We start from the raw sequence: 20,413 nt of genomic DNA on the forward strand, positions 1-20,413 counted from the left end.
GTCTATCATTGCCGGCTCACTGCCTTTTCAAACGTTATCAGGAGCTCCCATGAGCATTTCTCTGTACGCTGCCTCCGTTCCCGTCTTCAAGCAACTGCTGCTGGCCCTGGGCGATGTGCTCAAGAAGGCCGAGGACCACGCCGCGGCCCGCAACATCGAGCCGTCGGTGCTGCTGCAGTCGCGCCTGTACCCGGACATGTTCCCGCTGGTGCGCCAGGTGCAGATCGCCGTCGATTTCGCCAAGGGCGTGTCGGCGCGCCTGGCCGGTGTCGAAGTGCCGTCGTTCCCCGACACCGAGCAGAGCTTCGCTGACCTGCAGGCGCTGCTGGCCAAGGTGCTGGGCTTCATCGACGGCCTGGCCGCCGCGCAGATCGACGGCCAGGAAGGTCGCGAGATCGTGCTGCGCCAGGGCACCCCGAAAGAGAAGAAACTGAACGGCCAGACCTACCTGCTGCACTACGGCCTGCCGCAGTTCTTCTTCCACGTCACCACTGCCTACGACATCCTGCGCCACAACGGCGTGGAAGTGGGCAAGCGCGATTTCATGGGCGCCTACTGATCGCCCAAGGCTTCACCCCCTTGCCGTAGCCGCTGCCGCCAGGCTGCGCTGGCCCCTGAGTACGCCGAAAATATGCAGCGTGTTTCAGGGCCAGCGCAGCCTCCGGCAGCGGCTACGGTGGGCTGCGTCTGTTGTTCTATATTTTGCTTCTCCGAGGTTGCAATGCTGTTCCCCATTTTGCTGTTGTCGGCTGCCGGTTTCACCGTGCTGACCACAGAGTTCGTCATCGTCGGCCTGTTGCCGGCGATCGCCCGCGACCTGCACGTCAGCGTGTCCCAGGCCGGGTTGCTGGTCACCCTGTTCGCCTTTACCGTCGCCGCCCTCGGGCCGTTCCTGACTGCGTACTGCGCACGCTTCGAGCGCAAGCGCCTGTTCGTCACCATCCTGCTGCTGTTCGCCGTGGCCAACGTCATTGCCGCCCTGGCGCCGAATATCATCGTGATGGGCATCGCCCGGCTGATCCCGGCCCTCGGGCTGCCGGTGTTCTGGGCCCTGGCCAGCGAAACCGCCGTGGACATCGTCGGCCCCGACCATGCTGGCCGCGCCATCGCCAAGATCGGTTTCGGCATCGTCTGCGCCACCGTGTTCGGCATTCCCGTGGGCACCCTGATCGGTGACGCCCTGGGTTGGCGCGCGGCGTTCTGGATCATCGCCGGCGTGGCCCTGGCCAAGGCGTTGCTGCTCACGGTGTTCCTGCCTGTCAGCGCGCCACGGGGCGAGGAGCGCTCGCTGCGCTCGCAGTTCGCCATCCTGCGCAACCCGCTGATGCAGGGCCATGTGCTGCTGTCCATCGTGGTGTTCTGCGGCATGTTCACCGCCTATACCTACCTGGCCGATATCCTCGAACGCCTGGCCGGTTTCGATGGCGCGGTGGTGGGCTGGTGCCTGATGGCGTTCGGCGCCGTGGGCCTGATCGGCAACTCCCTGGGCGGCCGCCTGGTGGACCGCCACCCGCTGATTGCCTCGATGCTGTTCTCGGCCTTCATGGTCGGTGGCCTGGTGGCTGTGGTGCCGACCATTCATTCCACCTTCGGCCTGGCCGTGGCCCTGGCCATCTGGGGCGTGACCCAGGCGGCGCTGTTCCTGGTCAGCCAGGTGCGGCTGATCAAGGCCGCGCCCCAGGCGCCGGCGTTCGCGGCATCGCTGAACATTGCCGGTGCCAACCTGGGCATTGGCCTGGGCGCCATTGTCGGTGGCCGGGTGATCGACACCCTGGGCCTGGGCAGCGTCGGTTTCGCCGCCGCCGGCTTCATGCTGCTGTCCATTGCCCTGGCGTGGCTGATGATGAGCTCGCGCCTGGCCGCACCGGCCCCTGCCGCCTGACCTCAGCCGAACAGCTCCCGGCGCGCGCCCTCGGTGATGGCGACGATGCCGGGATGGCTGACCTTGCGCTCCACTGAAATCGCATAGAACGACTCGCGCACCGCCTCGGTCTGGCCCACCAGGGTCACCCGGTGCTGCGCCTGGATTTCCTCGGCGATCACGCTGGGGCCGATGAACAGGCCGCTGCCGGATTGGCCGAAGGCCTGCATCAGGGCGCTGTCGTCGAATTCGCCGACGATGCGCGGCTGGATCAACTGTTCGCCGAACCAGCGCAGCAGGCGGCTGCGCACCATGGTCTCCTGGCCGGGAATCAACAACGGCGCGCCTTCCAGGCTGGCCGGGAAGCCGGGGCCATACTGCGCCGCCAGGGCCGGGGTGGCGAAGAAACTGATGCCCGACTCCCCCAGTTTCTGGCTGTAGCCCTTGATGTCCAGGTGCGCGGGCATGGGGCTGTCGGAGATCACCAGGTCCAGGCGCTGCACGGCCAGGTCGGCCAGCAGGCGCTCCAGCTTGTCCTCGCGGCAGGTGATGTGCACGGCCTCGGGCAGGTGCATGCTCGGTGCAATCAACCGATACACAATCGACTTGGGTACCACGTCGGCCACGCCCACGCGCAGGGGCAACACCTGCTGGCCGGCCTGGCCGCGCAGCAGGGTCTGCAATTCGTTGCCTAGCTGGAACATTTGTTCGGCGTAGGGCAGGGCTTGGCGCCCGGCGTCGGTCAGTTCGAGCTGGCGGCCCACGCGCTGGAACAATTCGATGCCGAAGGTCTGTTCCAGCAGAGTAATCTGGCCGCTGATGGTCTGCGGCGTCAGGTTCAACTGCTCGGCGGCGCGGGTGATGCTGCCGGTCTTGGCCACGGTCCAGAAATAGTGCAGTTGGCGGTAATTGAGCATGACAGTGCCGATTCGTAAAAACCGAAGTATACCGGGCGAAAATACGAATTTTTCTGAGGTGTCAAAGTTTCTAGACTGCACGCTATCCACTCAACCGCATGAGCAGCGCCCCCATGGACTATCTTCTGCAACTCGCTTCCAGCCCCACCGCCTGGATCGCCCTGGCCACCCTGGTGGTGATGGAAATCGTGCTGGGCATCGACAACCTGATCTTCATCTCGATTCTTACCAACAAGCTGCCCAAGCAGTTCCAGGCGCGGGCGCGGCGCATAGGTATCGGCATGGCGCTGGTGCTGCGCCTGGGCCTGCTGAGCACCGTGGCGTATATCGTGCAGTTGACGGAGCCGGTAATTGACCTGTTCGGCCAGGCGTTCTCGTGGAAGGACATCATCCTGATCGCCGGTGGCCTGTTCCTGCTGTGGAAGGCGACGCGCGAGATTCACCACAGCGTCGACCCCCGCGCCCAGCAGGAGGCCAGCGTGGGTGGCAAGGTGGCCATGGGCTTCGTGGGGGCGATCTGCCAGATCCTGATGCTGGACCTGGTGTTCTCCATCGACAGCATCATTACCGCTGTGGGCATGACCGAGCACTTGCCGATCATGATCATCGCCGTGATCAGCGCCGTGCTGGTGATGCTGCTGGCCGCCGAGCCCCTGGCGCGGTTCATCAACGACAATCCGACGGTGGTGATGCTGGCCCTGGGCTTCCTGATCATGATCGGCATGACGCTGATCGCCGAAGGCTTCGGCGCCCATGTGCCCAAGGGCTACGTGTACACCGCCATGACGTTCTCGGCGCTGATCGAAGGCTTGAACATGCTGGGCCGCCGCGCCCGGCAGAAGCGTGAAGCCACGGTCGTGTCATAAAGGGGCCGTAGCCGCTGCCGCCAGGCTGCGCTGGCCCTCGAATACACGAGAGATCTGCAGGGTGGATCGGGGCCAGCGCAGCCTTCGGCAGCGGCTACAGGTGTGCAGCGTCAGCGGTTGCGTGGGGTGTGGTGTCGCGTGCAGGCTTGGTTGGGGCAGGGTGCTGGTGGCGGCGCGCAATGCGCATCACACCCCATAGCATGGCGGCGGCCACCAGGATCCAGGCGCCGATCATCATGACAATGGCCATGGTCAGGCTCATGGGTGCCTCCTTGTGTGTTCGGGGTACTACAGGTGACAGTCTAGTCGGTGGCGTGTTTCAGACTATTGACCAAAGGTCGCAGCCTTGGGTTGATTGGCTCTATGGCCAGGGTGAAACCGCACGCAAACGCTATACCCCGGCCGGGCTGCGGCCTATGATCAGGGCCCCGGCCGCCCGATGGGCGGCCTTCCACCGACAGTGAGGCTAAATTTTGCAGGGACTTGCCCGATTCCACACCCCCTTGGTCAAACGCTTCGCTCCGGTGCTTTTGGCTCTGGCCATGGCCGGTTGCGCCGGCCACAAGCCGGCACCGCCCATCAAGGGCCTGCCGGATCGGGTCGAGCTGAGCAGCGTGCCGTTCTTCCGCGGCGATGCCGAGCAGGGCGCCTCCATGGCCCTGGCCAGCGCGCTGTCGCAGCAGGGCGTGATCATTACCCCTGGCCTGCTGGACAAGTCCCTGCACCTGCCGGGCGGCGAGGACAAGCTGCAGGCCTCCCTGCAGGCCACGGCCCAGGAATACGGCATGGTGGTCTACCCCCTGGCCGACGACTTGCCGGCGTTGTTTGCCCAGGTGGCGGCCGGCTACCCGGTGCTGGTGCGCTACATGGAGGGCAAGGTCTGGACCAGCCCGCGCTACGCGTTGCTGGTGGGCTATGACCGCTACAAGCAGCATGTGCTGCTGCGTTCGGGCAACGATCGGCGCAAGTTGATGGATTTCGCCCGCTTCGATTCGGCCTGGAAGAGCGCCGGGCACTGGGCGGTGCTGGTGCAGAAGCCAGGGCAGTTGCCCGCCAACGTCGATCGCCAGCGCTGGCTCAAGGCTGCCCATGACCTGGGCCAGGCCGGCCAGGAACAGGCCGCGGCCCAGGCCACGCGTACCCTCGGCGCGCAGTAACGAAAACGGCACCCCAGGGTGCCGTTTTTTCATTGCCGAGCTTACACGCCCAAGCGGTCACGCAGGCTGTAGTACCAGGCGCCCAGCGCGGTCAGCGGGGTGCGCAGCAGTTGGCCGCCGGGGAAGGGGTAGTGCGGCAGGTCGGCGAACGCGTCGAAGCGCTCGGCCTGGCCACGCAGCGCCTCGGCCAGCACCTTGCCGGCCAGGTGCGTGTAGGTCACGCCGTGGCCGCTGCAGCCCTGGGAGTAATAGATGTTGTCGCCCAGGCGGCCCACTTGCGGCAGGCGCGACAGGGTCAGCAGGAAGTTGCCAGTCCAGGCGTAGTCGATCTTCACGTCCTTGAGCTGCGGGAAGGCCTTGAGCATCTTCGGCCGGATGATGGCCTCGATGTTCGCCGGGTCACGGGCGCCGTACACCACGCCGCCGCCGAAAATCAGGCGCTTGTCGGCGGTCAGGCGGTAGTAGTCCAGCAGGTAGTTGCAGTCCTCGACGCAATAGTCCTGGGGCAGCAGGGTCTTGGCCAGTTCGTCGCTCAGCGGTTCGGTGGTGATCACCTGGGTGCCGCACGGCATCGACTTGGACGCCAGCTCCGGCACCAGGTTGCCCAGGTAGGCGTTGCCGGCGACGATGACGAACTTGGCGCGCACGCGGCCGTTGGGGGTGTGCACCACCGGGTTGGCGCCGCGCTCGATTTTCACCGCCGGCGACTGTTCATAGATGGTACCGCCCAGGGATTCCACGGCCGCAGCCTCGCCCAGCGCCAGGTTCAGCGGGTGAATGTGGCCGCCGCTCATGTCCAGCATGCCGCCAATGTATTGGTCGCACGCCACCACTTCACGGATGCGGCGCTGGTCCATCAGTTCCAACTGGGTGTGGCCGAAGCGCTCCCACAGGCGCTTCTGCGATTCCAGGTGGCCCATCTGCTTGCTAGTGAGGGCGGCGAACACGCCACCGTCCTTCAGGTCGCACTGGATGTTGTACTTGGCCACGCGCTCGCGGATGATGCGCCCGCCCTCGAAGGCCATCTGGCCCAGCAGTTGCGCCTGCTTGGGGCCCACGGTGCGTTCGATGACGTCGATGTCGCGGCTGTAGCTGTTGACGATCTGCCCGCCGTTGCGGCCCGACGCGCCAAAACCGACGCGGGCGGCCTCCAGCACGGTGACCTTGAAGCCGTTCTCTAAAAGAAACAGTGCGCTGGACAGGCCGGTGTAGCCAGCGCCGATGATGCACACGTCAGTTTGCACTTCATCCTGCAAGGACGGGCGTGAAGGCGCGGCATTGGCTGATGCGGCGTAGTAGGACTGTGGATAGGGGGTGTTCGCCATTGCTGCAACCTCTGTTTTATATTTTTGACGTGTTGGCGAATCGTACCTGAGATGAAATCCGGATTCCAGCGCTAACTTGCAAGCGTGTTTTGAGCAAAAATTTCGGTTATTCAGTAAGTTAGCTCAAAAAGGCGTTGACAGCCCCCGGCAAATCCGTAGAATACCGCCTCACAGCAGGCACGTAGCTCAGTTGGTTAGAGCACCACCTTGACATGGTGGGGGTCGTTGGTTCGAGTCCAATCGCGCCTACCAAACAAAATCCGCTCTGCTGGGCGGTGTGAAAAAGGCGATCCGAAAGGGTCGCCTTTTTTGTTGCGCGCAGAAAATGTTGCGGCTGCCAATGGGTCGCCTGAGCATCCGCGCCGTCGTGATGGTAGAGTCCCGCCCCAGACCAATCATGAGGGAACACTATGCGTAAGCTGTTGAGCGCGATGCTGCTGGTTTCATTGGGCGGCTGCATGTCGGCGAACATGGACCAGGTGCGCAGCGAAGGCGCCTACCGCGCGTTCACGTCGCAGAAGCCGGCAAAGGACGTGGCCCAGTGCATCGAATATTCCTGGCAGGACGAAGTGTTGTCCGGCGCCGCCGCCGACTCCCACACCGAGCCTGCCAAGGATGGCAGCCTGACCGTGATGGTGGATTCGAAGAACTTCGCCGACGTGCGCCAGGCGGGCGCCGGCAGCTCGGTGACCTACTTCGCCGAACGCGGCGTGCCCTTGTCGCAGCAGCGGTTGGCGGCGTTGAGTACCTGCCTGTAACGCCTGTATGCACGTCCGTACGCACGCCTTCCATGGGTGATGTAGGACGCTTCTGATTTGGATTCCTTGGGTTGTTGTGCTCGCAGCGGGTACTCATACTCGCTGTACCGGCATCAACGGGTGCCGGCTCGCCCAAGGGTTTTCCAAGGAGTGCAATCATGCCAGGCAAGAAGCCTTCTCTATTTTCGATTGCCGTGGCGCCAGCGCGTCTAAGCAGTGTAACGCTCGTCGCCGCCGTGGCCGGGAGCGCAACCATTGCCAATGCGCTGGTCCCGGGCACTGCCAGCATGCTGGTAGGGGCGCTGGTGGGGCTGCTGTTTGGCTTGTTCGCGGTCCGAGCGGGCTGAGTGGCGGCGATGGCTACCGAGTTCGATTGATCCCCTGCGCCGCTTTCATGAAATCGCTCCCTTCGCCCCCTCGACCGCTTGTCGGCTATCGCCGCCCCGGCCTATAGTCAGGCAAGGTCTGGCATGGAATGCGCTGCCCTGTGCTGCGGCGCTGCTAGAATCATGGGTGTAGTCCCCTCGTGGAGGTCTCATCATGCGCACGCTTTCTGTTGTGATGGTCGCCCTGGCGCTGGCCGGTTGTGGCGACAGCGCCGTACAGGACGCCCACAAGGCCGTGGCCTATAAATTGATGGACCCGGGGTCGGCGCAGTTTCGTGAAGACCGCGAGCTGGCAGATGGCAGCGTCTGCGGCGAGGTCAATGGCAAGAATAGCTACGGCGCCTACTCGGGCTACGGGCATTACCTGGCGCGCAAGGGCGCGGGTGGCTTTGAGGTAGTGCTGGACCCACAGGCCACCAACGCCGACGCCGCCCAGGTGTGCGGTTACCCGTTGGCTGCGCTGCCAGCGCCGGCACCCGCACCTGCCCAGGCGCCAGCCGCGCCCGTGGCGGCTGCCAAGGGGCCGAATGAAATAGCCGGGGTGAAGTGGTCGGTGAAGGTGGCTTCCACCAGCGCCGAATCCGCTGCGGCCATGAGCAAAAAGCTGGCGGGCTACGGCTATGCACCGTACGTGGCGCGGGAGGACAACGTCAGTCGCGTCTACGTGGGGCCGTTCGACAGCAAGTCCGATGCCACCCGCAAACTCGACCAATTGCGCCGTGACCACAAGCTGCGCGGCGTGCTGGTGCGCTACCGCGGGGTAGGCGACCTGCCCGCGCCCGCCGTGGTGCACGGCTAGGGTCTGTATGAAATGTGTTCCAGCGAAGGCCAGGCAAGGCGAAAATAGGCGAGGAAGCGGAGTTTACGGGTTGTAAATGAGCATTCCGAGCCTGTTTTCAACGCAGCATGGGCGAGCTGGGATGCATTTCGTACAGAGCCTAGTCGACGCTGTTGATGCCCTCATCGACATAGCTGTCGGACTCGTCCGGCAGCACCTCGCTGGTGTCCACCTCTTCCTCGCCCTCGTCCAGGTCGTTCAGCGGTGCTTCGTCGCCGTGGTCGAATTCAGGTTCGTTGTCCATTTGGGGCCTCCAGCTGCTTCGGGGGTTCAGGGCTCGATGTCGTTGAACGAGCAGTACTCTTCCCAGCTCATGCCCAAGGCTTCGGCCACTTCCCGGTGCACTTCCAGGCGCATGGCCTTTAGCTCCTCCGGGCTTTGCGCGATCAGTTCCAGGGTCAGCTCCCAAGGCTCGATGCCCTGTTCCTCGGCCTGGTCGTCGAACGCCCATTGCAGCTGCTGCTGTTGTTCCTCGGGGCTCAGGGCCTTGGTTTCTTCCAGCAGGTGCGGGTTGGCAGCGGCGAATTTGTCCAGGGCAAGCTGGGTGCGGTCTTTGGCAATCATGGTGGTCTCTGTAAGGCGGTAAAGGCTTGTCTTGGGCAGCAAAAGGGGTTCAAGGGGCGGCGGCGTTCAGCGCGGCCGCCAGCAGTATCAGGGCGAACACCAGCAGCAGTAGCAGCATTACTAACTTCATCGCTTGTCCTGCGCGCGGCGCTTCGAAAGAATCACGTTCATATTACAGCGTAACGTCATGGCACGGTTCCGCGCGGCTGGGCGGGCCTCTGCGCGACGATCGGTGGTAAAATCGGCCGATCATATTCGGGAGGTGGGCGTGTGCGCAAATTGATCGTGGTAGGTGCGGTGCTGATGCTGGCCGGTTGTGGCAGCGCGGTGGAAGAGTCGGCCAAGGCCGTGCTGCTGCACCTGGACAATCCCAAGACGGCGCGTTTCACCAACGTGCGCACCACCGCCAAGGGCGATGTCTGCGGCCAGGTGCGGCAGAAGAACGCCGCCGGCCAGTTCGAAGGCTATCGCAACTACGCGGCCATCAAGACTGAAGATGGCTTTACCGCCATCATCGACGAAGACGGCAACAACCCCAAGGTGCGCGAAGTGTGCGGTGAAGCCCAGGAAGTGACGGCCAATGCCGAGCCTGGCGCCGCTGCCGCCCAGGCCGCCCACGGCTGGGAAGTGCAGGTCGTCGATGGCGCCAACATGGGCGCCCTCAGCGACATGACCGCGCGCCTGATCGAGAACGGCTTCATCGCCAGCGTCACCCAGCGTGACGGCAAGCAACTGGTGTACCTGGGGCCGTTCCAGACCAAGGAAGAGGCCGAGCAGAAGCGTGCGCAACTGCTGGCGTCCCAAGGTATCAAGTCAGTGGTGGTGGAGCACCAGGCGAACTGACTGGTCGCGGTGGCCGAGGGTCCCGTACACTCGGGCGTCAAAGACAAGGAGTGCAGCCCGTGAACGGATCGCCTGACGATATAAGCCTGGAAGCAGCCACCCAGCAGCACGCCCAGGGCCTGGCCCACCTGTACGGTGACCCGGCCGTGGCCCGGCAGGTGCTGCAATTGCCTTGGTCTACTGCTGAAATGTGGAGCAAGCGCCTGGCGGCCGGAGCCGACAATGAGCGCCGCGTGGCGCTGGTGGCGGTCGACCAGGGCCAGGTGGTGGGGCATTGCGGCCTGTGGCAGAACGAACGGGTGCGCCTTGCCCATGGCGGCTCACTGGCGATCGGCGTGGCGCCGCGCTGGCAGGGCAGGGGCGTAGGCAGCCGGTTGCTGGCGGCCACGCTGGAAGTGGCGGACAACTGGATGGCGCTGCGCCGGGTGGAATTGACGGTGTACATCGACAACGCGCCGGCGCTGGCGCTGTATCGCAAGTTCGGTTTCGAGGTGGAGGGCGAGTTGCGCGACTATGCGGTGCGTGATGGCCGCCTGGTCAACGTCTACACCATGGCGCGCCTGCGTGGATAACACTCATTTTCCCTGTGGGAGCGGGTTCTACCCGCGAAGAATGCGCCGCAGTGAGTCAGGCATACAGCGCTGTGCTTTTCGCGGGTAGAACCCGCTCCCACAAAGATTGTGTAGCGGGTGCTGGGGTCAGCGGTGCGGGCGGGCCATTTCGTGGCGTACGCAGCCCTGGTAGTAGGTCTGCTTCACCGCGGTGGGCCGTAGGCGCGAACGGCTGTGGTAGGTCTGCTCGGTGATGCCAAGGGCCATCTTGCGCATCCAGGGCTGGCTGTAGCGATGCTGCTGCACCTTGCGCCGCGCGCTGTACAGGGTCACCCCCGACAGCTTCCACTGCTGCGCCTGGCGCGCAGCCTCTGCACCCCACTGGCACATACTGCGGTCATGGCGGCTCAGGTCGCGGGCCATCGCGCTGCCTGCGGCAGTCGTCAGCACCACGGCCAACATGGCTAGAATCACACGTCTCATCAATAACCTCGTCTGAATGTCAAAGCGGCGCCCGCATCAGCGGCAGTTGCCGGCGATGTGGTAATGGGCGGCCAGGGCTGCGGCCTCGCTGTCGAATTCCACCCGGTTCTTGGCGGCGATCGAGCCGTATGACGGGCAGTCCGGGCGGTGGTAGGTCATGGATGTGCGGTTGCCACGCACGGCGCCGGCGGCAGTGCTGGCGGCACTGGCCACCTGCTGGGTCGCAGCCGGAGCCGCAGGCTTGGCAGCGGCGAACGGCGCGGCCTTGCCCGCTGCCTTGCCGCCCATCACCACGTCCATGAAGATTGGCGCGTGGTCGGACACGCTGGAACGGCCCTTGGCGTTGGTCATCTTCAGGTAGGCCGGGTAGTCGAACACCTTCACGCTCTTGACGTTGATGGTGCTTTCGTTGGCCACGAAAATGTTGTCATACAGGTTGGAGAACTGGCCGTCGGTGGTCGCCAGGGTGCTGGCGCCCTGCAGCATCAACGGGCGCGCGCTGGTGCGCAGGCCGGCCCAGGCGGTGGAGGTGGGCGGGGTATTGAAGTCGCCCATCAGCATGATGTTGGTGTTGCCGTCATACACGCTCTTCAGCCAGTCCCAGTAGTCGCCCAGCACGGCGATTTCCTTGGTGCGGTCGGCCACGGTCTTGCCGTAGTGGATGTGCACGGTGGCGGCGACGAAGGTGGTGTTGTCCTTCAGGTTGCGGAAGCGCGCCGAGTAGGGCTCGCGCTCGAAGTGGTCGCCCTTGTCGAGGTAGGTCACGGCGCCGTCTTCGTAGGAGACAGCGTCGTCACGCCAGACGAAGCCGTACATCTCCTTGTAGGAGCTGCGCCCGGTAAGGTGGGAGGCCATGGCCGACCATTTCTTCCCGGTGGCCTGTTCCAGGGCTTTCTGCAGGGCGGTCAAGCCGTCCTCGTTCATCAATTCCTGTACCGCGAGAAAGTCGACGTTCTGTGCCACTTTGGCAATGCTGGTGAAGTCCTTGCCGGGGCGCACGCTGAGGTGCTCCAGGTTCCAGGTGCCGATGCGCACATCGGCAAAGGCCTGCCCGCAGACAAGCATCAACGCCAGCAGCGCCGTGGTTAATTTCCTGAACATGCATGATTCCAATCAAAAACGAGGGGAGGGGCAGGCCATGGGGGCGGCCCGCCACTGTAAGAAGCGAGGCGAAGCGGGCTCAGTCTTCCTTGGGCACGACCCAGAAAATCTGTACGCCGCCGTCGTCACGCCAGGCGAGGGTGACGTTGTCGTTCTCGCCGATCTCCTCCAGCAGCTGCGCCCAGTCCTCGGGCGATTCGTGGTCCAGCTTGAAAATCAGCGCCGACTTGGCCTTTTGCGCGGTAGGCGCGTTGATGATTTTCGAGATGCGCAGACCCAGCTGTTGGTAGCTGTCGAGCGGGGAAGGGGCTGAAGATGAGTTGGCCACGAAGCATTCCTTATTTTGCTGTACGTGCATACAGTATTTCACTGTGGGCAATTTCGCAACGGGTCTACTGAAGAAGCGCGCTTCTGACCGCGAATTTCATGATTTGCTGCGCGGCCAGGAAATTTTTCTGTTTATTCGCGGCTCTCATGCAGTAGGAAGCGCCCCTTCATGCCCCAGGAGACGTCAGATGAATACCCGGAACCTGATCTTCGCCAGCGTGCTGGTGGCCACTGCCAGCCTCGCCGGTTGCTCCACGCGGACGGTAGTCACCTTGCAGAACGGCACCCAGTACATCACCCGCGCCAAGCCGGACACCAAGAGCGCCGACGGTTTCTACGAGTTCACCGACGTCTCCGGCAAGCACGTGCGCGTACGCGCCGATGAGGTGGCCACGGTCAAGCCCGAAGACTGATGGCCCTACCTGCGCTATGCTGTGACTCCGGGTGGTTTAGCCGCCCGTAGGACCTTCCCCACGCCTGTGACCCACCTCGCAGGCGCCGCAAAATTAGCCGCGCGACCCGTTGACAAAGTGGCGCGGCGTTCGCATAGTTCACTCACGCAAACGTTTGCGTTGAGGGATCCTGGCTTTATCCTTTCAGCACGATCTCTGCGCATATCCGCTGCAAACAATAATCATAAGATCGGAGTGACCCATGAAATTGCCATTCGCTGGACGTTTCCTCGCCGTCTCCCTCCTGGCCGCCGTCTGCGCTGCCGCGCCCCTGTCCCAGGCCATTGCCGACACCACCAAGCCGAAAGTGGCGCTGGTGATGAAGTCCCTTGCCAACGAATTCTTCCTGACCATGGAAGACGGCGCCAAGGACTACCAGAAGGCCCATGCCGCCGACTTCGACCTGATCTCCAACGGCATCAAGGACGAATCCGACACCGCCAACCAGATCCGTATCGTCGAGCAGATGATCGTTTCCAAGGTCGACGCGCTGGTCATCGCCCCGGCTGACTCGAAGGCCCTGGTGCCGGTGATCAAGAAGGCCATGGACGCCGGCATCACGGTGATCAACATCGACAACCAGCTGGACCCTGCCGTGCTCAAGAGCAAGGACATCAGCGTGCCGTTCGTGGGCCCCGACAACCGCAAGGGCGCGCGCCTGGTGGGTGAGTACCTGGCCAAGCAGCTGAAGGCCGGCGACCAGGTGGGCATCATCGAAGGCGTGCCGACCACCACCAACGCCCAGCAGCGCACCGCCGGCTTCAAGGACGCCATGGACGCCGCGCAGATGAAGATCGTCTCGGTGCAGTCGGGCAACTGGGAAATCGACAAGGCCAACGCCGTGGCGTCGGCCATGCTCAGCGAATACCCGGACCTCAAGGCCCTGCTGGCCGGCAACGACAGCATGGCCCTGGGCGCGGTGTCTGCCGTGCGCGCCGCCGGCAAGGCCGGCAAGGTGCAGGTGGTGGGCTACGACAACATCAACGCCATCAAGCCAATGCTCAAGGACGGTCGCGTGCTGGCCACGGCCGACCAGTTCGCCGCCAAGCAGGCGGTGTTCGGCATCCAGGCCGCGTTGAAGATGATCAAGCACGAGCCCGTGGATGGCGCCGCCAATGGCGTGATCGAAACCCCGGTAGAGCTGGTCACCAAGCCCTGATTCCCTGCACTGCCGCGCCCGCGCTTCCGGTAACGGGAGGCGGGCGCCTGGAGAATTCCTATGTCAGCTGCTGCCCCGAACGTCGTACTCTCGGTCAGTGGTATCGGTAAGACCTACGCCCAGCCCGTGCTCTCTGGCATCGACCTGAGCCTGGTGCGTGGCGAGGTACTGGCGCTGACCGGCGAGAACGGCGCCGGCAAAAGTACCTTGTCGAAGATCATTGGTGGCCTGGAAGTGGCCACCGTGGGTGAAATGCAGTACCAGGGCCAGCCCTATCAGCCCGGCAGCCGCGCGGCCGCCGAGGCGTTGGGCGTGCGCATGGTGATGCAGGAGCTGAACCTGCTGCCGACGCTGTCGGTGGCGGAGAACCTGTTCCTCGACAACCTGCCCAGCCGTGCCGGCTGGATCAGCCGCAAGCGCTTGCGCGAAGCGGCGCTGGCAGCCATGGCCCAAGTGGGCCTGGAGGCCATCGACCCGGACACCCTGGTGGGCGAGTTGGGCATTGGCCACCAGCAGATGGTGGAAATTGCCCGCAACCTGATCGGCGATTGCCACGTGCTGATCCTCGATGAACCGACCGCCATGCTCACCTCGCGCGAAGTGGAAATGCTCTTCGAGCAGATCACCCGCCTGCAGGCCCGCGGCGTGGCCATCGTCTACATCTCCCACCGCCTGGAAGAGCTGGCGCGGGTGGCCCAGCGCATCGCCGTGCTGCGCGACGGCCAGCTGGTGTGCGTGGACGAGATGAGCCAGTACAACAGTGAGCAACTGGTCAACCTGATGGTCGGCCGCGAGCTGGGCGAGCACATCGACCTGGGCGCGCGCAGCATCGGCGAGCCGGTGCTGGCGGTGAAAAACCTCAGCCGCGCGGACAAGGTCAAGGACGTGTCCTTCGAGGTACGCCGCGGGGAGATCTTCGGCATTTCCGGCTTGATTGGCGCCGGCCGCACCGAGCTGCTGCGGCTGATTTTCGGCGCCGACGCCGCCGACAGCGGCCACGTCGAGGTGGGCGCGCCGCTGCGCAAGGCCGCCATCGGCTCGCCAGCCGACGCGGTGGCCCACGGCATTGCGTTGATCACCGAGGACCGCAAGGGCGAAGGCCTGCTGCTGCCGCAGTCGATCAGCGCCAACATCGCCCTGGGCAACATGCCGGCGATTTCCGCCGGCGGCGTGGTCAACGGCGGCGCCGAGCGCGAACTGGCCCAGCGCCAGATCGCCGCCATGCGCATTCGCAGTTCCAGCCCGGACCAACTGGTGTCGCAGCTGTCGGGCGGCAACCAGCAGAAGGTGGTGATCGGCCGCTGGCTGGAGCGCGACTGCTCGGTGCTGCTGTTCGACGAGCCTACCCGTGGCATCGACGTGGGCGCCAAGTTCGACATCTACGCGCTGCTGGGCGAACTGACGCGCCAGGGCAAGGCGCTGGTGGTGGTGTCCAGCGACCTGCGCGAGCTGATGCTGATCTGCGACCGCATCGGCGTGCTCTCGGCTGGGCGCCTGATCGACACCTTCGAGCGCGACCACTGGACCCAGGACCAACTGCTGGCGGCAGCCTTTGCCGGCTATCAAAAACGAGACGCGCTGGTCAGCGATACAGCGCCCAGGAACCTTGCATGAAAACTCCCGTACTGCCCCAGGCCTCGCCTGCGGCCAAGCGCAGCGGCACCTACTTCGGCCTGGGCACCTACCTGGGCCTGGCCGGCGCGCTGCTGGCCATGATCGTGCTGTTCTCGCTGCTCAGCGATCACTTCCTGTCCTACAACACCTTCAGCACCCTGGCCAACCAGATCCCCGACCTGATGGTGCTGGCCGTGGGCATGACCTTCGTGCTGATCATCGGCGGCATCGACCTGTCGGTGGGCTCGGTGCTGGCGCTGGCGGCCTCGGCGGTCAGCGTGGCCATTCTCGGCTGGGGCTGGAGCGTGCTGCCGGCCGCCGTGCTGGGCATGGGCTGCGCGGCGCTGGCCGGCACCATCACCGGCTCCATCACCGTGGCCTGGCGCATTCCCTCGTTCATCGTGTCCCTGGGCGTGCTGGAGATGGCCCGCGGCGTGGCCTACCAGATGACCGACTCGCGCACCGCCTACATCGGTGATGCCTTCGCCTGGTTATCCGACCCCGTCGCGCTGGGCATCTCGCCGTCGTTCATCATCGCCCTGCTGGTGATCGTCCTCGCCCAGGCGGTGCTGACCCGCACGGTGTTTGGCCGCTACCTGATCGGCATCGGCACCAACGAGGAGGCCGTGCGCCTGGCGGGCATCAACCCCAAGCCGTACAAAATCCTGGTGTTCTCGCTGATGGGCCTGCTGGCCGGCCTGGCCGCGCTGTTCCAGATCTCGCGCCTGGAGGCGGCCGATCCCAACGCCGGTTCCGGCCTGGAGCTGCAGGTGATCGCCGCCGTGGTGATCGGCGGCACCAGCCTGATGGGCGGCCGCGGCTCGGTCATCAGCACCTTTTTCGGCGTGCTGATTATTTCAGTGTTGGCCGCGGGCCTGGCGCAGATCGGCGCCACCGAGCCGACCAAGCGCATCATTACCGGTGCTGTCATCGTGGTGGCGGTGGTGCTCGACACCTACCGTAGCCAGCGTGCCCGGAAGCGGAGTTGAGTCATGGCAACCATTAAAGACGTGGCCGCATTGGCGGGCATTTCCTACACCACCGTGTCCCATGTGCTGAACAAGACGCGGCCGGTCAGCGAGCCGGTGCGGCTCAAGGTCGAGGCCGCCATCGCCCAGCTGGACTACGTGCCCAGCGCCGTGGCGCGTTCGCTGAAGGCGCGCAGCACGGCCACCATCGGCCTGCTGGTGCCTAACAGCATCAACCCGTACTTCGCCGAGCTAGCGCGCGGTATCGAGGACTTCTGCGAGCGCAACGGCTACTGCGTGATCCTGTGCAACTCCGACGACGACCCGAAGAAGCAGCGCAGTTATTTGCGCGTGTTGCTGGAGAAGCGCGTCGACGGCTTGATCGTCGCCTCGGTGGGCGAGGACAGCGACCTGCTCAGCAGCCTTGCCACGGTGCGCACGCCCATGGTGATCGTCGACCGCAGCCTGGATGGCGTGGCCGCAGACCTGGTGCGCATCGACCACGAGCTGGGCGGCTACCTGGCCACCCGGCACCTGCTGGAGCTGGGGCACCGCGACATCGCCTGCATCAATGGCCCGGCGGACACCAGCGTGGCGCAGATGCGCCTGGCGGGCTTCCGGCGGGCGCTGGCCGAGTTCAGCGTCGACAGCCAGCCGCTACGGGTGCTGGAGAGCGACTTCAGCGGCCCCGGTGGCTACCAGGCGGCCGGCCAGCTGCTGGATGGCCCGCAGCGGCCGACGGCGATTTTCGCCGCCAACGACATGATCGGCATGGGCGTGCTGCGTGCGGCCGCCGAGCGCAATATCCGCGTGCCGGGCGAGCTGTCGGTGATTGGCTTCGATGACATCCAATTGTGCCGTTACGTGTACCCGGCGCTGACCACCGTGGGCCAGTCGATTCGCCAGCTCGGCGAGCAGGCGGCCGAGCGCCTGTTGCTGCGCGTGGCCGGCAAGGCCGGGGAGGGCGTGAGCCAGCAGATCGTCGCGCCGAGCATCGTGTTGCGCGAATCCACCGCGCCGCGTTCGGACCTTTTCAATGAATACCGCTGAAACAGAGTGCAGGCACATGCAAGCGAAAGTTGTGGTAGTAGGCAGTTTGAACATGGACCTGGTGACCCGCGCCCCGCGGTTGCCGCAGCCGGGTGAAACCGTGGTGGGCAGCGGCTTCGCCACGGTGCCGGGCGGCAAGGGCGCCAACCAGGCAGTGGCTGCGGCGCGCCTGGGGGCGCCCACGGCGATGGTCGGCTGCGTGGGCGACGATGCCTACGGCGTGCAGCTGCGCCAGGCGTTGCTGGACGAGGGCATCGACTGCCAGGCAGTGGATGCGGTGCCTGACGTCAGCAGTGGCGTGGCGCTGATCGTGGTGGATGACGCCAGCCAGAACGCCATCGTCATCGTCGCCGGCGGCAATGGCGAGGTCACCCCGCAACGGGTGTCGGCCGCCGATGCGCTGTTGCAGCAGGCCGAGGTGATCGTCTGCCAGCTGGAGGTGCCGGCACCGACCGTAGCGTTCGCGCTCAAGCGCGGTCGCGAGCTGGGCAAGACCGTGATCCTCAACCCGGCGCCGGTCAGCGCGCCGCTGCCGGCCGACTGGTTCGCGCACATCGACTACCTGATCCCCAACGAAAGCGAGGCGCTGGCGCTGACCGGTATTACGGTGGATTCCGTTGCCAGTGCGCAGCAGGCGGCCACCTGGCTGCTGGCCCGAGGTGCGCGCAAGGTAATCATTACCCTGGGTGCCCAGGGTTCGCTGTTCGCCGATGGCAGCGGCTTCGAGCATTTCGCCGCGCCCACGGTGCAGGCGGTGGACACCACGGCGGCGGGCGATACCTTCGTCGGCGCCTTTGCCGCAGCGCTGTCGCGCGGTGAAAGCGAGCGTGCGGCCATTGCCTTTGGCCAGGTGGCCGCCGCTTTGTCCGTCACCCGAGCGGGCGCACAGCCGTCGATTCCGACCCAGGCAGACGTGGCGGGGTTCGCGCGCCCATGAAGAAGACACCTTTGCTCAACATCGCCCTGTCGCGGCTGATCGCCTCACTGGGGCACGGTGACCTGGTGGTGATCGGTGACGCCGGCTTGCCGGTGCCCGCGGGCGTGGAGCTGATCGACCTGGCGCTGACGCCCGGCGTGCCGGACTTCGTCTCGACCCTGAAGGTGATCCTCAGCGAAATGCAGGTGGAAAGCCACGTGCTGGCGCGCGAGGTTCTGGGCGCGCAGCCACCGGCGCTAGGGGTGTTGCAGCAGTTGGACGGGGAGGGCGCCCTGGGTGAACGGCAGTTGCTAAGCCATGAAGAGTTCAAGCAACTGACCCGCCAGGCCCGCGCGGTGGTGCGTACCGGTGAGTGCCAGCCGTACAGCAACATCATTCTGGTAGCGGGCGTTACCTTTTAACTCCGGCGGGGCGCGGGACGCGGCCTGCGGCCGCTGCTACACCGATCACCGTAGCAGCTGCCGCAGGCTGCGTCCGGCTGCTGCGCGGTATGCCGGGGGATGCGCGGTGTGTTCGGACGCGGCCTACGGCCGCTGCTACGAACGATGCAGACGACGCCGCTTCAAGACAGTTGCTACTACAGGGCTGCTAGGGCGATGTGTTTGCTGAACACCTGCTCGATGAACGACTGCGCCGCCGACGTGCCCAGTTCCTTGACCAGCAGGTCGATGGCAATGATCGCCAGTTCCTCCGGGGTGCCCGGGCTGTAGGAGCATTGGCCCTGGGGCCACCTGGCTTTGATGTCGGCGTCTAGGGTTACGTTGGCCATGGTGCGTGAATTACCTGAGCAGGGGGAATGGCATCAGCGGGGCCGTTTCCCTGGCCGCTGAGCCCCGTTGCGGCAAATGGCCTGCACGGGGAGCCCAAGTAAACCATCTGCGGCAGTGTTTGGCACTCCTACTTAGGCATAAAGCGCGGATCGTGCCAAAATCAGGCTTATTTGCCTGGCTGGATACCCCTGTGCACATCGATTTGAATGACCCGAACGCCTTCACCCTCGACGCCGTGCGCCAGCTGATCGCCGCGGGCGACGACCATGTCCACAACCAGTTGCGGGTTCGCCGTGACGGTCGCGCCTGGCTGTCCACCGTGGTCGGTGGCCAGGACATCGAGGGCCTGTGTTTTCGCCTGGAAACCTGGGCGGCCGGCTCCGGCTACGTGGGCGAGGTAGCGGCCTGTGACGACGTGTGGGTGCAGCAGATCTTCAATGCCTTGAAACAGAATTGGCCTAACCCGCCCTTCGACTACATCGACGTCTATTAACATTTAGACACGATTGCGCTGCGCCAGCCCCGGACGGCTGGGGCAGACTGCGTGTCATGCAACCCTTGCGCGCGCGCGTTGTCGCACAGGGGCTGTTCTATTTTCTCAAAGGAGGCTTCATGTCCTGCATGCGTGCATCATGGTTGACCCTGCTGGCGGCAATGGCCCTGGCGGGCTGTGCATCGTCCGGCGGTGGTTCGGGCGACAGTGGTTCGGCGAGTGGCTCGCCGGCGGTAGCAAACGACGGCCGCTGCAACGCCGAAGGCGCACAGTTCGCCGTGGGCAAGCCGGCTACCCCGCAATTGCTGGAGCAGGCGCGCACCCGCTCGGGCTCGCAGATCGCCCGTATCCTCAAGCCCAATGACGTGATGACCCTGGAATACCGCTCCGACCGCCTGAACCTCAACGCCGATGGCAGCGGCACCGTGACCCGCGTCAACTGCGGCTGACCGCCTGGCGGCAAATCGCAGGCACAAAAAAACCCGTCACCAGGACGGGTTTTTTTTAGCTCGGGAGATTACTCGCCGCGAACTTGAGCAGCTTGCATGCCCTTTTGGCCTTTCTCAGCCACGAACGAAACGGTCTGGCCTTCTTTCAGGCTTTTGAAACCGTCGGATTCGATAGCTTTGAAGTGTACGAACAGGTCGTCACCGCCACCTTGAGGAGTGATGAAGCCGAAGCCTTTCTCATCGTTGAACCATTTTACGGTGCCGGTTTGGCGATTAGACATGGTGTATCTCCAAGAAACATATTAAGTAGTGCTGTGCTGCTCAGGCCAACTGGGCACACCGGGCTATCATAGTCTAATTGTTCGACCGAATAGCTCTTTAGATGCGCATTTGTCTCAGCTATTTTTTCGTCCCTGACCCGCAAAACCCGCCATACCCTTGAATTCATTGGGTTTGGCGGAAAAAAGCGGGCTAAAAAAAAGCCGAAAAAAAACACAGATTTCACCCATGCAGGGCCCATTTTCGGGCCCTGTGGGTCATGCAG

The 20,413-nt window shown here is 64.5% G+C and carries 28 protein-coding genes and 1 tRNA gene; 19 read left to right on the plus strand and 10 right to left on the minus strand.

Going from position 1 to position 20,413, the window contains the following annotated elements:
• Window positions 1-49: 49 nt before the first annotated feature.
• Together ACWKWX_RS12480 and ACWKWX_RS12485 are read left to right on the plus strand one after the other, a co-directional pair.
• Window positions 50-559: a DUF1993 domain-containing protein gene (locus tag ACWKWX_RS12480; protein ID WP_473003686.1), complete on the plus strand. Its 510-nt coding sequence runs from the start codon at window positions 50-52 to the stop codon at window positions 557-559.
• A 162-nt stretch (window positions 560-721) separates the two neighbouring features.
• On the plus strand, window positions 722-1,882 hold the full coding sequence (locus tag ACWKWX_RS12485) for an MFS transporter (RefSeq protein WP_473003684.1): 1,161 nt from the start codon (window positions 722-724) through the stop codon (window positions 1,880-1,882).
• Window positions 1,883-1,884: 2 nt separating this feature from the next.
• Here the strand turns inward: ACWKWX_RS12485 and nhaR are convergent, their stop codons facing one another.
• Complete coding sequence (gene nhaR, locus ACWKWX_RS12490) at window positions 1,885-2,778, minus strand: transcriptional activator NhaR (RefSeq protein WP_476297461.1); 894 nt, start codon at window positions 2,776-2,778, stop codon at window positions 1,885-1,887.
• 113 nt (window positions 2,779-2,891) lie between these two features.
• Between nhaR and ACWKWX_RS12495 the strand changes: the two genes are divergently transcribed.
• Window positions 2,892-3,644, plus strand: coding sequence for a TerC family protein (locus ACWKWX_RS12495; protein ID WP_483827871.1), 753 nt, complete (start codon window positions 2,892-2,894; stop codon window positions 3,642-3,644).
• Between the two features lie 94 nt (window positions 3,645-3,738).
• On the opposite strand, the gene ACWKWX_RS12500 is transcribed toward ACWKWX_RS12495, so the two are convergent.
• The gene (locus tag ACWKWX_RS12500; RefSeq protein WP_473003680.1) at window positions 3,739-3,906 is read right to left on the minus strand and encodes a hypothetical protein; all 168 of its coding nucleotides are present in this window, start codon (window positions 3,904-3,906) and stop codon (window positions 3,739-3,741) included.
• Window positions 3,907-4,186: 280 nt separating this feature from the next.
• Between ACWKWX_RS12500 and ACWKWX_RS12505 the strand changes: the two genes are divergently transcribed.
• Window positions 4,187-4,801: a peptidase C39 family protein gene (locus tag ACWKWX_RS12505; RefSeq protein ID WP_483827953.1), complete on the plus strand. Its 615-nt coding sequence runs from the start codon at window positions 4,187-4,189 to the stop codon at window positions 4,799-4,801.
• A gap of 41 nt (window positions 4,802-4,842) precedes the next feature.
• Here ACWKWX_RS12505 and ACWKWX_RS12510 read toward each other — a convergent pair whose 3' ends face one another.
• A complete protein-coding gene (locus ACWKWX_RS12510) occupies window positions 4,843-6,126 on the minus strand; it encodes an NAD(P)/FAD-dependent oxidoreductase (protein ID WP_416425682.1) in 1,284 nt (427 codons plus the stop codon).
• Between the two features lie 175 nt (window positions 6,127-6,301).
• Between ACWKWX_RS12510 and ACWKWX_RS12515 the strand changes: the two genes are divergently transcribed.
• The 4 genes from ACWKWX_RS12515 to ACWKWX_RS12530 all read left to right on the plus strand — a co-directional run bounded on the left by ACWKWX_RS12515 (window position 6,302) and on the right by ACWKWX_RS12530 (window position 8,069).
• Window positions 6,302-6,378 (plus strand) — tRNA-Val (locus ACWKWX_RS12515).
• Between the two features lie 158 nt (window positions 6,379-6,536).
• Complete coding sequence (locus ACWKWX_RS12520; protein ID WP_416425680.1) at window positions 6,537-6,884, plus strand: hypothetical protein; 348 nt, start codon at window positions 6,537-6,539, stop codon at window positions 6,882-6,884.
• Window positions 6,885-7,042: 158 nt separating this feature from the next.
• Window positions 7,043-7,231: a hypothetical protein gene (locus ACWKWX_RS12525; protein ID WP_416425678.1), complete on the plus strand. Its 189-nt coding sequence runs from the start codon at window positions 7,043-7,045 to the stop codon at window positions 7,229-7,231.
• 193 nt (window positions 7,232-7,424) lie between these two features.
• Window positions 7,425-8,069, plus strand: a complete 645-nt coding sequence (locus ACWKWX_RS12530) for an SPOR domain-containing protein (RefSeq protein WP_473003676.1) — start codon at window positions 7,425-7,427, stop codon at window positions 8,067-8,069.
• A gap of 139 nt (window positions 8,070-8,208) precedes the next feature.
• On the opposite strand, the gene ACWKWX_RS12535 is transcribed toward ACWKWX_RS12530, so the two are convergent.
• Complete coding sequence (locus ACWKWX_RS12535) at window positions 8,209-8,352, minus strand: hypothetical protein (RefSeq protein ID WP_416425672.1); 144 nt, start codon at window positions 8,350-8,352, stop codon at window positions 8,209-8,211.
• A gap of 26 nt (window positions 8,353-8,378) precedes the next feature.
• Window positions 8,379-8,672, minus strand: a complete 294-nt coding sequence (locus ACWKWX_RS12540; protein ID WP_416425671.1) for a DUF6388 family protein — start codon at window positions 8,670-8,672, stop codon at window positions 8,379-8,381.
• Between the two features lie 270 nt (window positions 8,673-8,942).
• Here ACWKWX_RS12540 and ACWKWX_RS12545 point away from each other — a divergent pair, with 270 nt between their 5' ends.
• Window positions 8,943-9,515: an SPOR domain-containing protein gene (locus ACWKWX_RS12545; RefSeq protein ID WP_416425669.1), complete on the plus strand. Its 573-nt coding sequence runs from the start codon at window positions 8,943-8,945 to the stop codon at window positions 9,513-9,515.
• A 59-nt stretch (window positions 9,516-9,574) separates the two neighbouring features.
• On the plus strand, window positions 9,575-10,087 hold the full coding sequence (locus tag ACWKWX_RS12550) for a GNAT family N-acetyltransferase (RefSeq protein WP_483827872.1): 513 nt from the start codon (window positions 9,575-9,577) through the stop codon (window positions 10,085-10,087).
• Between the two features lie 126 nt (window positions 10,088-10,213).
• Here ACWKWX_RS12550 and ACWKWX_RS12555 read toward each other — a convergent pair whose 3' ends face one another.
• From ACWKWX_RS12555 to ACWKWX_RS12565, 3 genes are all read right to left on the minus strand, one after another.
• Window positions 10,214-10,549, minus strand: a complete 336-nt coding sequence (locus ACWKWX_RS12555; protein ID WP_416425666.1) for a hypothetical protein — start codon at window positions 10,547-10,549, stop codon at window positions 10,214-10,216.
• Between the two features lie 36 nt (window positions 10,550-10,585).
• On the minus strand, window positions 10,586-11,650 hold the full coding sequence (locus ACWKWX_RS12560; RefSeq protein ID WP_416425665.1) for an endonuclease/exonuclease/phosphatase family protein: 1,065 nt from the start codon (window positions 11,648-11,650) through the stop codon (window positions 10,586-10,588).
• A 79-nt stretch (window positions 11,651-11,729) separates the two neighbouring features.
• The gene (locus ACWKWX_RS12565; protein WP_416425663.1) at window positions 11,730-12,029 is read right to left on the minus strand and encodes a DUF1654 domain-containing protein; all 300 of its coding nucleotides are present in this window, start codon (window positions 12,027-12,029) and stop codon (window positions 11,730-11,732) included.
• Window positions 12,030-12,165: 136 nt separating this feature from the next.
• On the opposite strand from ACWKWX_RS12565, the gene ACWKWX_RS12570 reads away from it, so the two are divergent.
• The 7 genes from ACWKWX_RS12570 (at window position 12,166) to rbsD (ending at window position 18,558) form a co-directional block, all read left to right on the plus strand.
• Window positions 12,166-12,390: a YgdI/YgdR family lipoprotein gene (locus ACWKWX_RS12570; RefSeq protein WP_483827873.1), complete on the plus strand. Its 225-nt coding sequence runs from the start codon at window positions 12,166-12,168 to the stop codon at window positions 12,388-12,390.
• 241 nt (window positions 12,391-12,631) lie between these two features.
• Entirely contained in the window at window positions 12,632-13,588 is a 957-nt protein-coding gene (locus tag ACWKWX_RS12575) for a sugar ABC transporter substrate-binding protein (protein WP_416425661.1), read from the plus strand.
• A gap of 60 nt (window positions 13,589-13,648) precedes the next feature.
• Window positions 13,649-15,202, plus strand: coding sequence for a sugar ABC transporter ATP-binding protein (locus ACWKWX_RS12580; RefSeq protein WP_416425659.1), 1,554 nt, complete (start codon window positions 13,649-13,651; stop codon window positions 15,200-15,202).
• Window positions 15,199-16,191, plus strand: a complete 993-nt coding sequence (locus ACWKWX_RS12585; RefSeq protein WP_416425658.1) for an ABC transporter permease — start codon at window positions 15,199-15,201, stop codon at window positions 16,189-16,191. Before ACWKWX_RS12580 ends, ACWKWX_RS12585 begins: the two co-directional genes overlap by 4 nt.
• A gap of 3 nt (window positions 16,192-16,194) precedes the next feature.
• Window positions 16,195-17,220, plus strand: a complete 1,026-nt coding sequence (locus tag ACWKWX_RS12590) for a LacI family DNA-binding transcriptional regulator (protein WP_416425657.1) — start codon at window positions 16,195-16,197, stop codon at window positions 17,218-17,220.
• 16 nt (window positions 17,221-17,236) lie between these two features.
• Window positions 17,237-18,157, plus strand: a complete 921-nt coding sequence (gene rbsK / locus ACWKWX_RS12595) for a ribokinase (protein WP_483827874.1) — start codon at window positions 17,237-17,239, stop codon at window positions 18,155-18,157.
• Entirely contained in the window at window positions 18,154-18,558 is a 405-nt protein-coding gene (gene rbsD, locus ACWKWX_RS12600; protein WP_473003664.1) for a D-ribose pyranase, read from the plus strand. Before rbsK ends, rbsD begins: the two co-directional genes overlap by 4 nt.
• A 176-nt stretch (window positions 18,559-18,734) precedes the next feature.
• Here rbsD and ACWKWX_RS12605 read toward each other — a convergent pair whose 3' ends face one another.
• Entirely contained in the window at window positions 18,735-18,926 is a 192-nt protein-coding gene (locus ACWKWX_RS12605) for a hypothetical protein (RefSeq protein ID WP_416425654.1), read from the minus strand.
• A 191-nt stretch (window positions 18,927-19,117) separates the two neighbouring features.
• Here ACWKWX_RS12605 and ACWKWX_RS12610 point away from each other — a divergent pair, with 191 nt between their 5' ends.
• Window positions 19,118-19,420, plus strand: coding sequence for a hypothetical protein (locus ACWKWX_RS12610; protein WP_416425652.1), 303 nt, complete (start codon window positions 19,118-19,120; stop codon window positions 19,418-19,420).
• Between the two features lie 119 nt (window positions 19,421-19,539).
• Window positions 19,540-19,869, plus strand: a complete 330-nt coding sequence (locus tag ACWKWX_RS12615) for an I78 family peptidase inhibitor (protein WP_416425651.1) — start codon at window positions 19,540-19,542, stop codon at window positions 19,867-19,869.
• Window positions 19,870-19,937: 68 nt separating this feature from the next.
• Here the strand turns inward: ACWKWX_RS12615 and ACWKWX_RS12620 are convergent, their stop codons facing one another.
• On the minus strand, window positions 19,938-20,150 hold the full coding sequence (locus tag ACWKWX_RS12620; RefSeq protein ID WP_003234260.1) for a cold-shock protein: 213 nt from the start codon (window positions 20,148-20,150) through the stop codon (window positions 19,938-19,940).
• Between the last annotated feature and the right edge of the window lie 263 nt (window positions 20,151-20,413).

This window comes from Pseudomonas imperatae (assembly GCF_057128625.1).

Coding starts and splice junctions, on each gene's coding strand:
- ACWKWX_RS12505 (WP_483827953.1), top strand. CDS start 4,187: ATGGCCGGTTGCGCCGGCCACAAGCCGGCACCGCCCATCAAGGGCCTG.
- nhaR (WP_476297461.1), bottom strand. CDS start 2,778: ATGCTCAATTACCGCCAACTGCACTATTTCTGGACCGTGGCCAAGACC.
- ACWKWX_RS12525 (WP_416425678.1), top strand. CDS start 7,043: ATGCCAGGCAAGAAGCCTTCTCTATTTTCGATTGCCGTGGCGCCAGCG.
- ACWKWX_RS12530 (WP_473003676.1), top strand. CDS start 7,425: ATGCGCACGCTTTCTGTTGTGATGGTCGCCCTGGCGCTGGCCGGTTGT.
- ACWKWX_RS12510 (WP_416425682.1), bottom strand. CDS start 6,126: ATGGCGAACACCCCCTATCCACAGTCCTACTACGCCGCATCAGCCAAT.
- ACWKWX_RS12495 (WP_483827871.1), top strand. CDS start 2,892: ATGGACTATCTTCTGCAACTCGCTTCCAGCCCCACCGCCTGGATCGCC.
- ACWKWX_RS12480 (WP_473003686.1), top strand. CDS start 50: ATGAGCATTTCTCTGTACGCTGCCTCCGTTCCCGTCTTCAAGCAACTG.
- ACWKWX_RS12575 (WP_416425661.1), top strand. CDS start 12,632: ATGAAATTGCCATTCGCTGGACGTTTCCTCGCCGTCTCCCTCCTGGCC.
- ACWKWX_RS12580 (WP_416425659.1), top strand. CDS start 13,649: ATGTCAGCTGCTGCCCCGAACGTCGTACTCTCGGTCAGTGGTATCGGT.
- ACWKWX_RS12585 (WP_416425658.1), top strand. CDS start 15,199: ATGAAAACTCCCGTACTGCCCCAGGCCTCGCCTGCGGCCAAGCGCAGC.
- ACWKWX_RS12500 (WP_473003680.1), bottom strand. CDS start 3,906: ATGAGCCTGACCATGGCCATTGTCATGATGATCGGCGCCTGGATCCTG.
- ACWKWX_RS12485 (WP_473003684.1), top strand. CDS start 722: ATGCTGTTCCCCATTTTGCTGTTGTCGGCTGCCGGTTTCACCGTGCTG.
- ACWKWX_RS12615 (WP_416425651.1), top strand. CDS start 19,540: ATGTCCTGCATGCGTGCATCATGGTTGACCCTGCTGGCGGCAATGGCC.
- ACWKWX_RS12620 (WP_003234260.1), bottom strand. CDS start 20,150: ATGTCTAATCGCCAAACCGGCACCGTAAAATGGTTCAACGATGAGAAA.
- ACWKWX_RS12605 (WP_416425654.1), bottom strand. CDS start 18,926: ATGGCCAACGTAACCCTAGACGCCGACATCAAAGCCAGGTGGCCCCAG.
- ACWKWX_RS12520 (WP_416425680.1), top strand. CDS start 6,537: ATGCGTAAGCTGTTGAGCGCGATGCTGCTGGTTTCATTGGGCGGCTGC.
- ACWKWX_RS12560 (WP_416425665.1), bottom strand. CDS start 11,650: ATGTTCAGGAAATTAACCACGGCGCTGCTGGCGTTGATGCTTGTCTGC.
- ACWKWX_RS12570 (WP_483827873.1), top strand. CDS start 12,166: ATGAATACCCGGAACCTGATCTTCGCCAGCGTGCTGGTGGCCACTGCC.
- ACWKWX_RS12590 (WP_416425657.1), top strand. CDS start 16,195: ATGGCAACCATTAAAGACGTGGCCGCATTGGCGGGCATTTCCTACACC.
- ACWKWX_RS12535 (WP_416425672.1), bottom strand. CDS start 8,352: ATGGACAACGAACCTGAATTCGACCACGGCGACGAAGCACCGCTGAAC.
- rbsD (WP_473003664.1), top strand. CDS start 18,154: ATGAAGAAGACACCTTTGCTCAACATCGCCCTGTCGCGGCTGATCGCC.
- rbsK (WP_483827874.1), top strand. CDS start 17,237: ATGCAAGCGAAAGTTGTGGTAGTAGGCAGTTTGAACATGGACCTGGTG.
- ACWKWX_RS12540 (WP_416425671.1), bottom strand. CDS start 8,672: ATGATTGCCAAAGACCGCACCCAGCTTGCCCTGGACAAATTCGCCGCT.
- ACWKWX_RS12555 (WP_416425666.1), bottom strand. CDS start 10,549: ATGAGACGTGTGATTCTAGCCATGTTGGCCGTGGTGCTGACGACTGCC.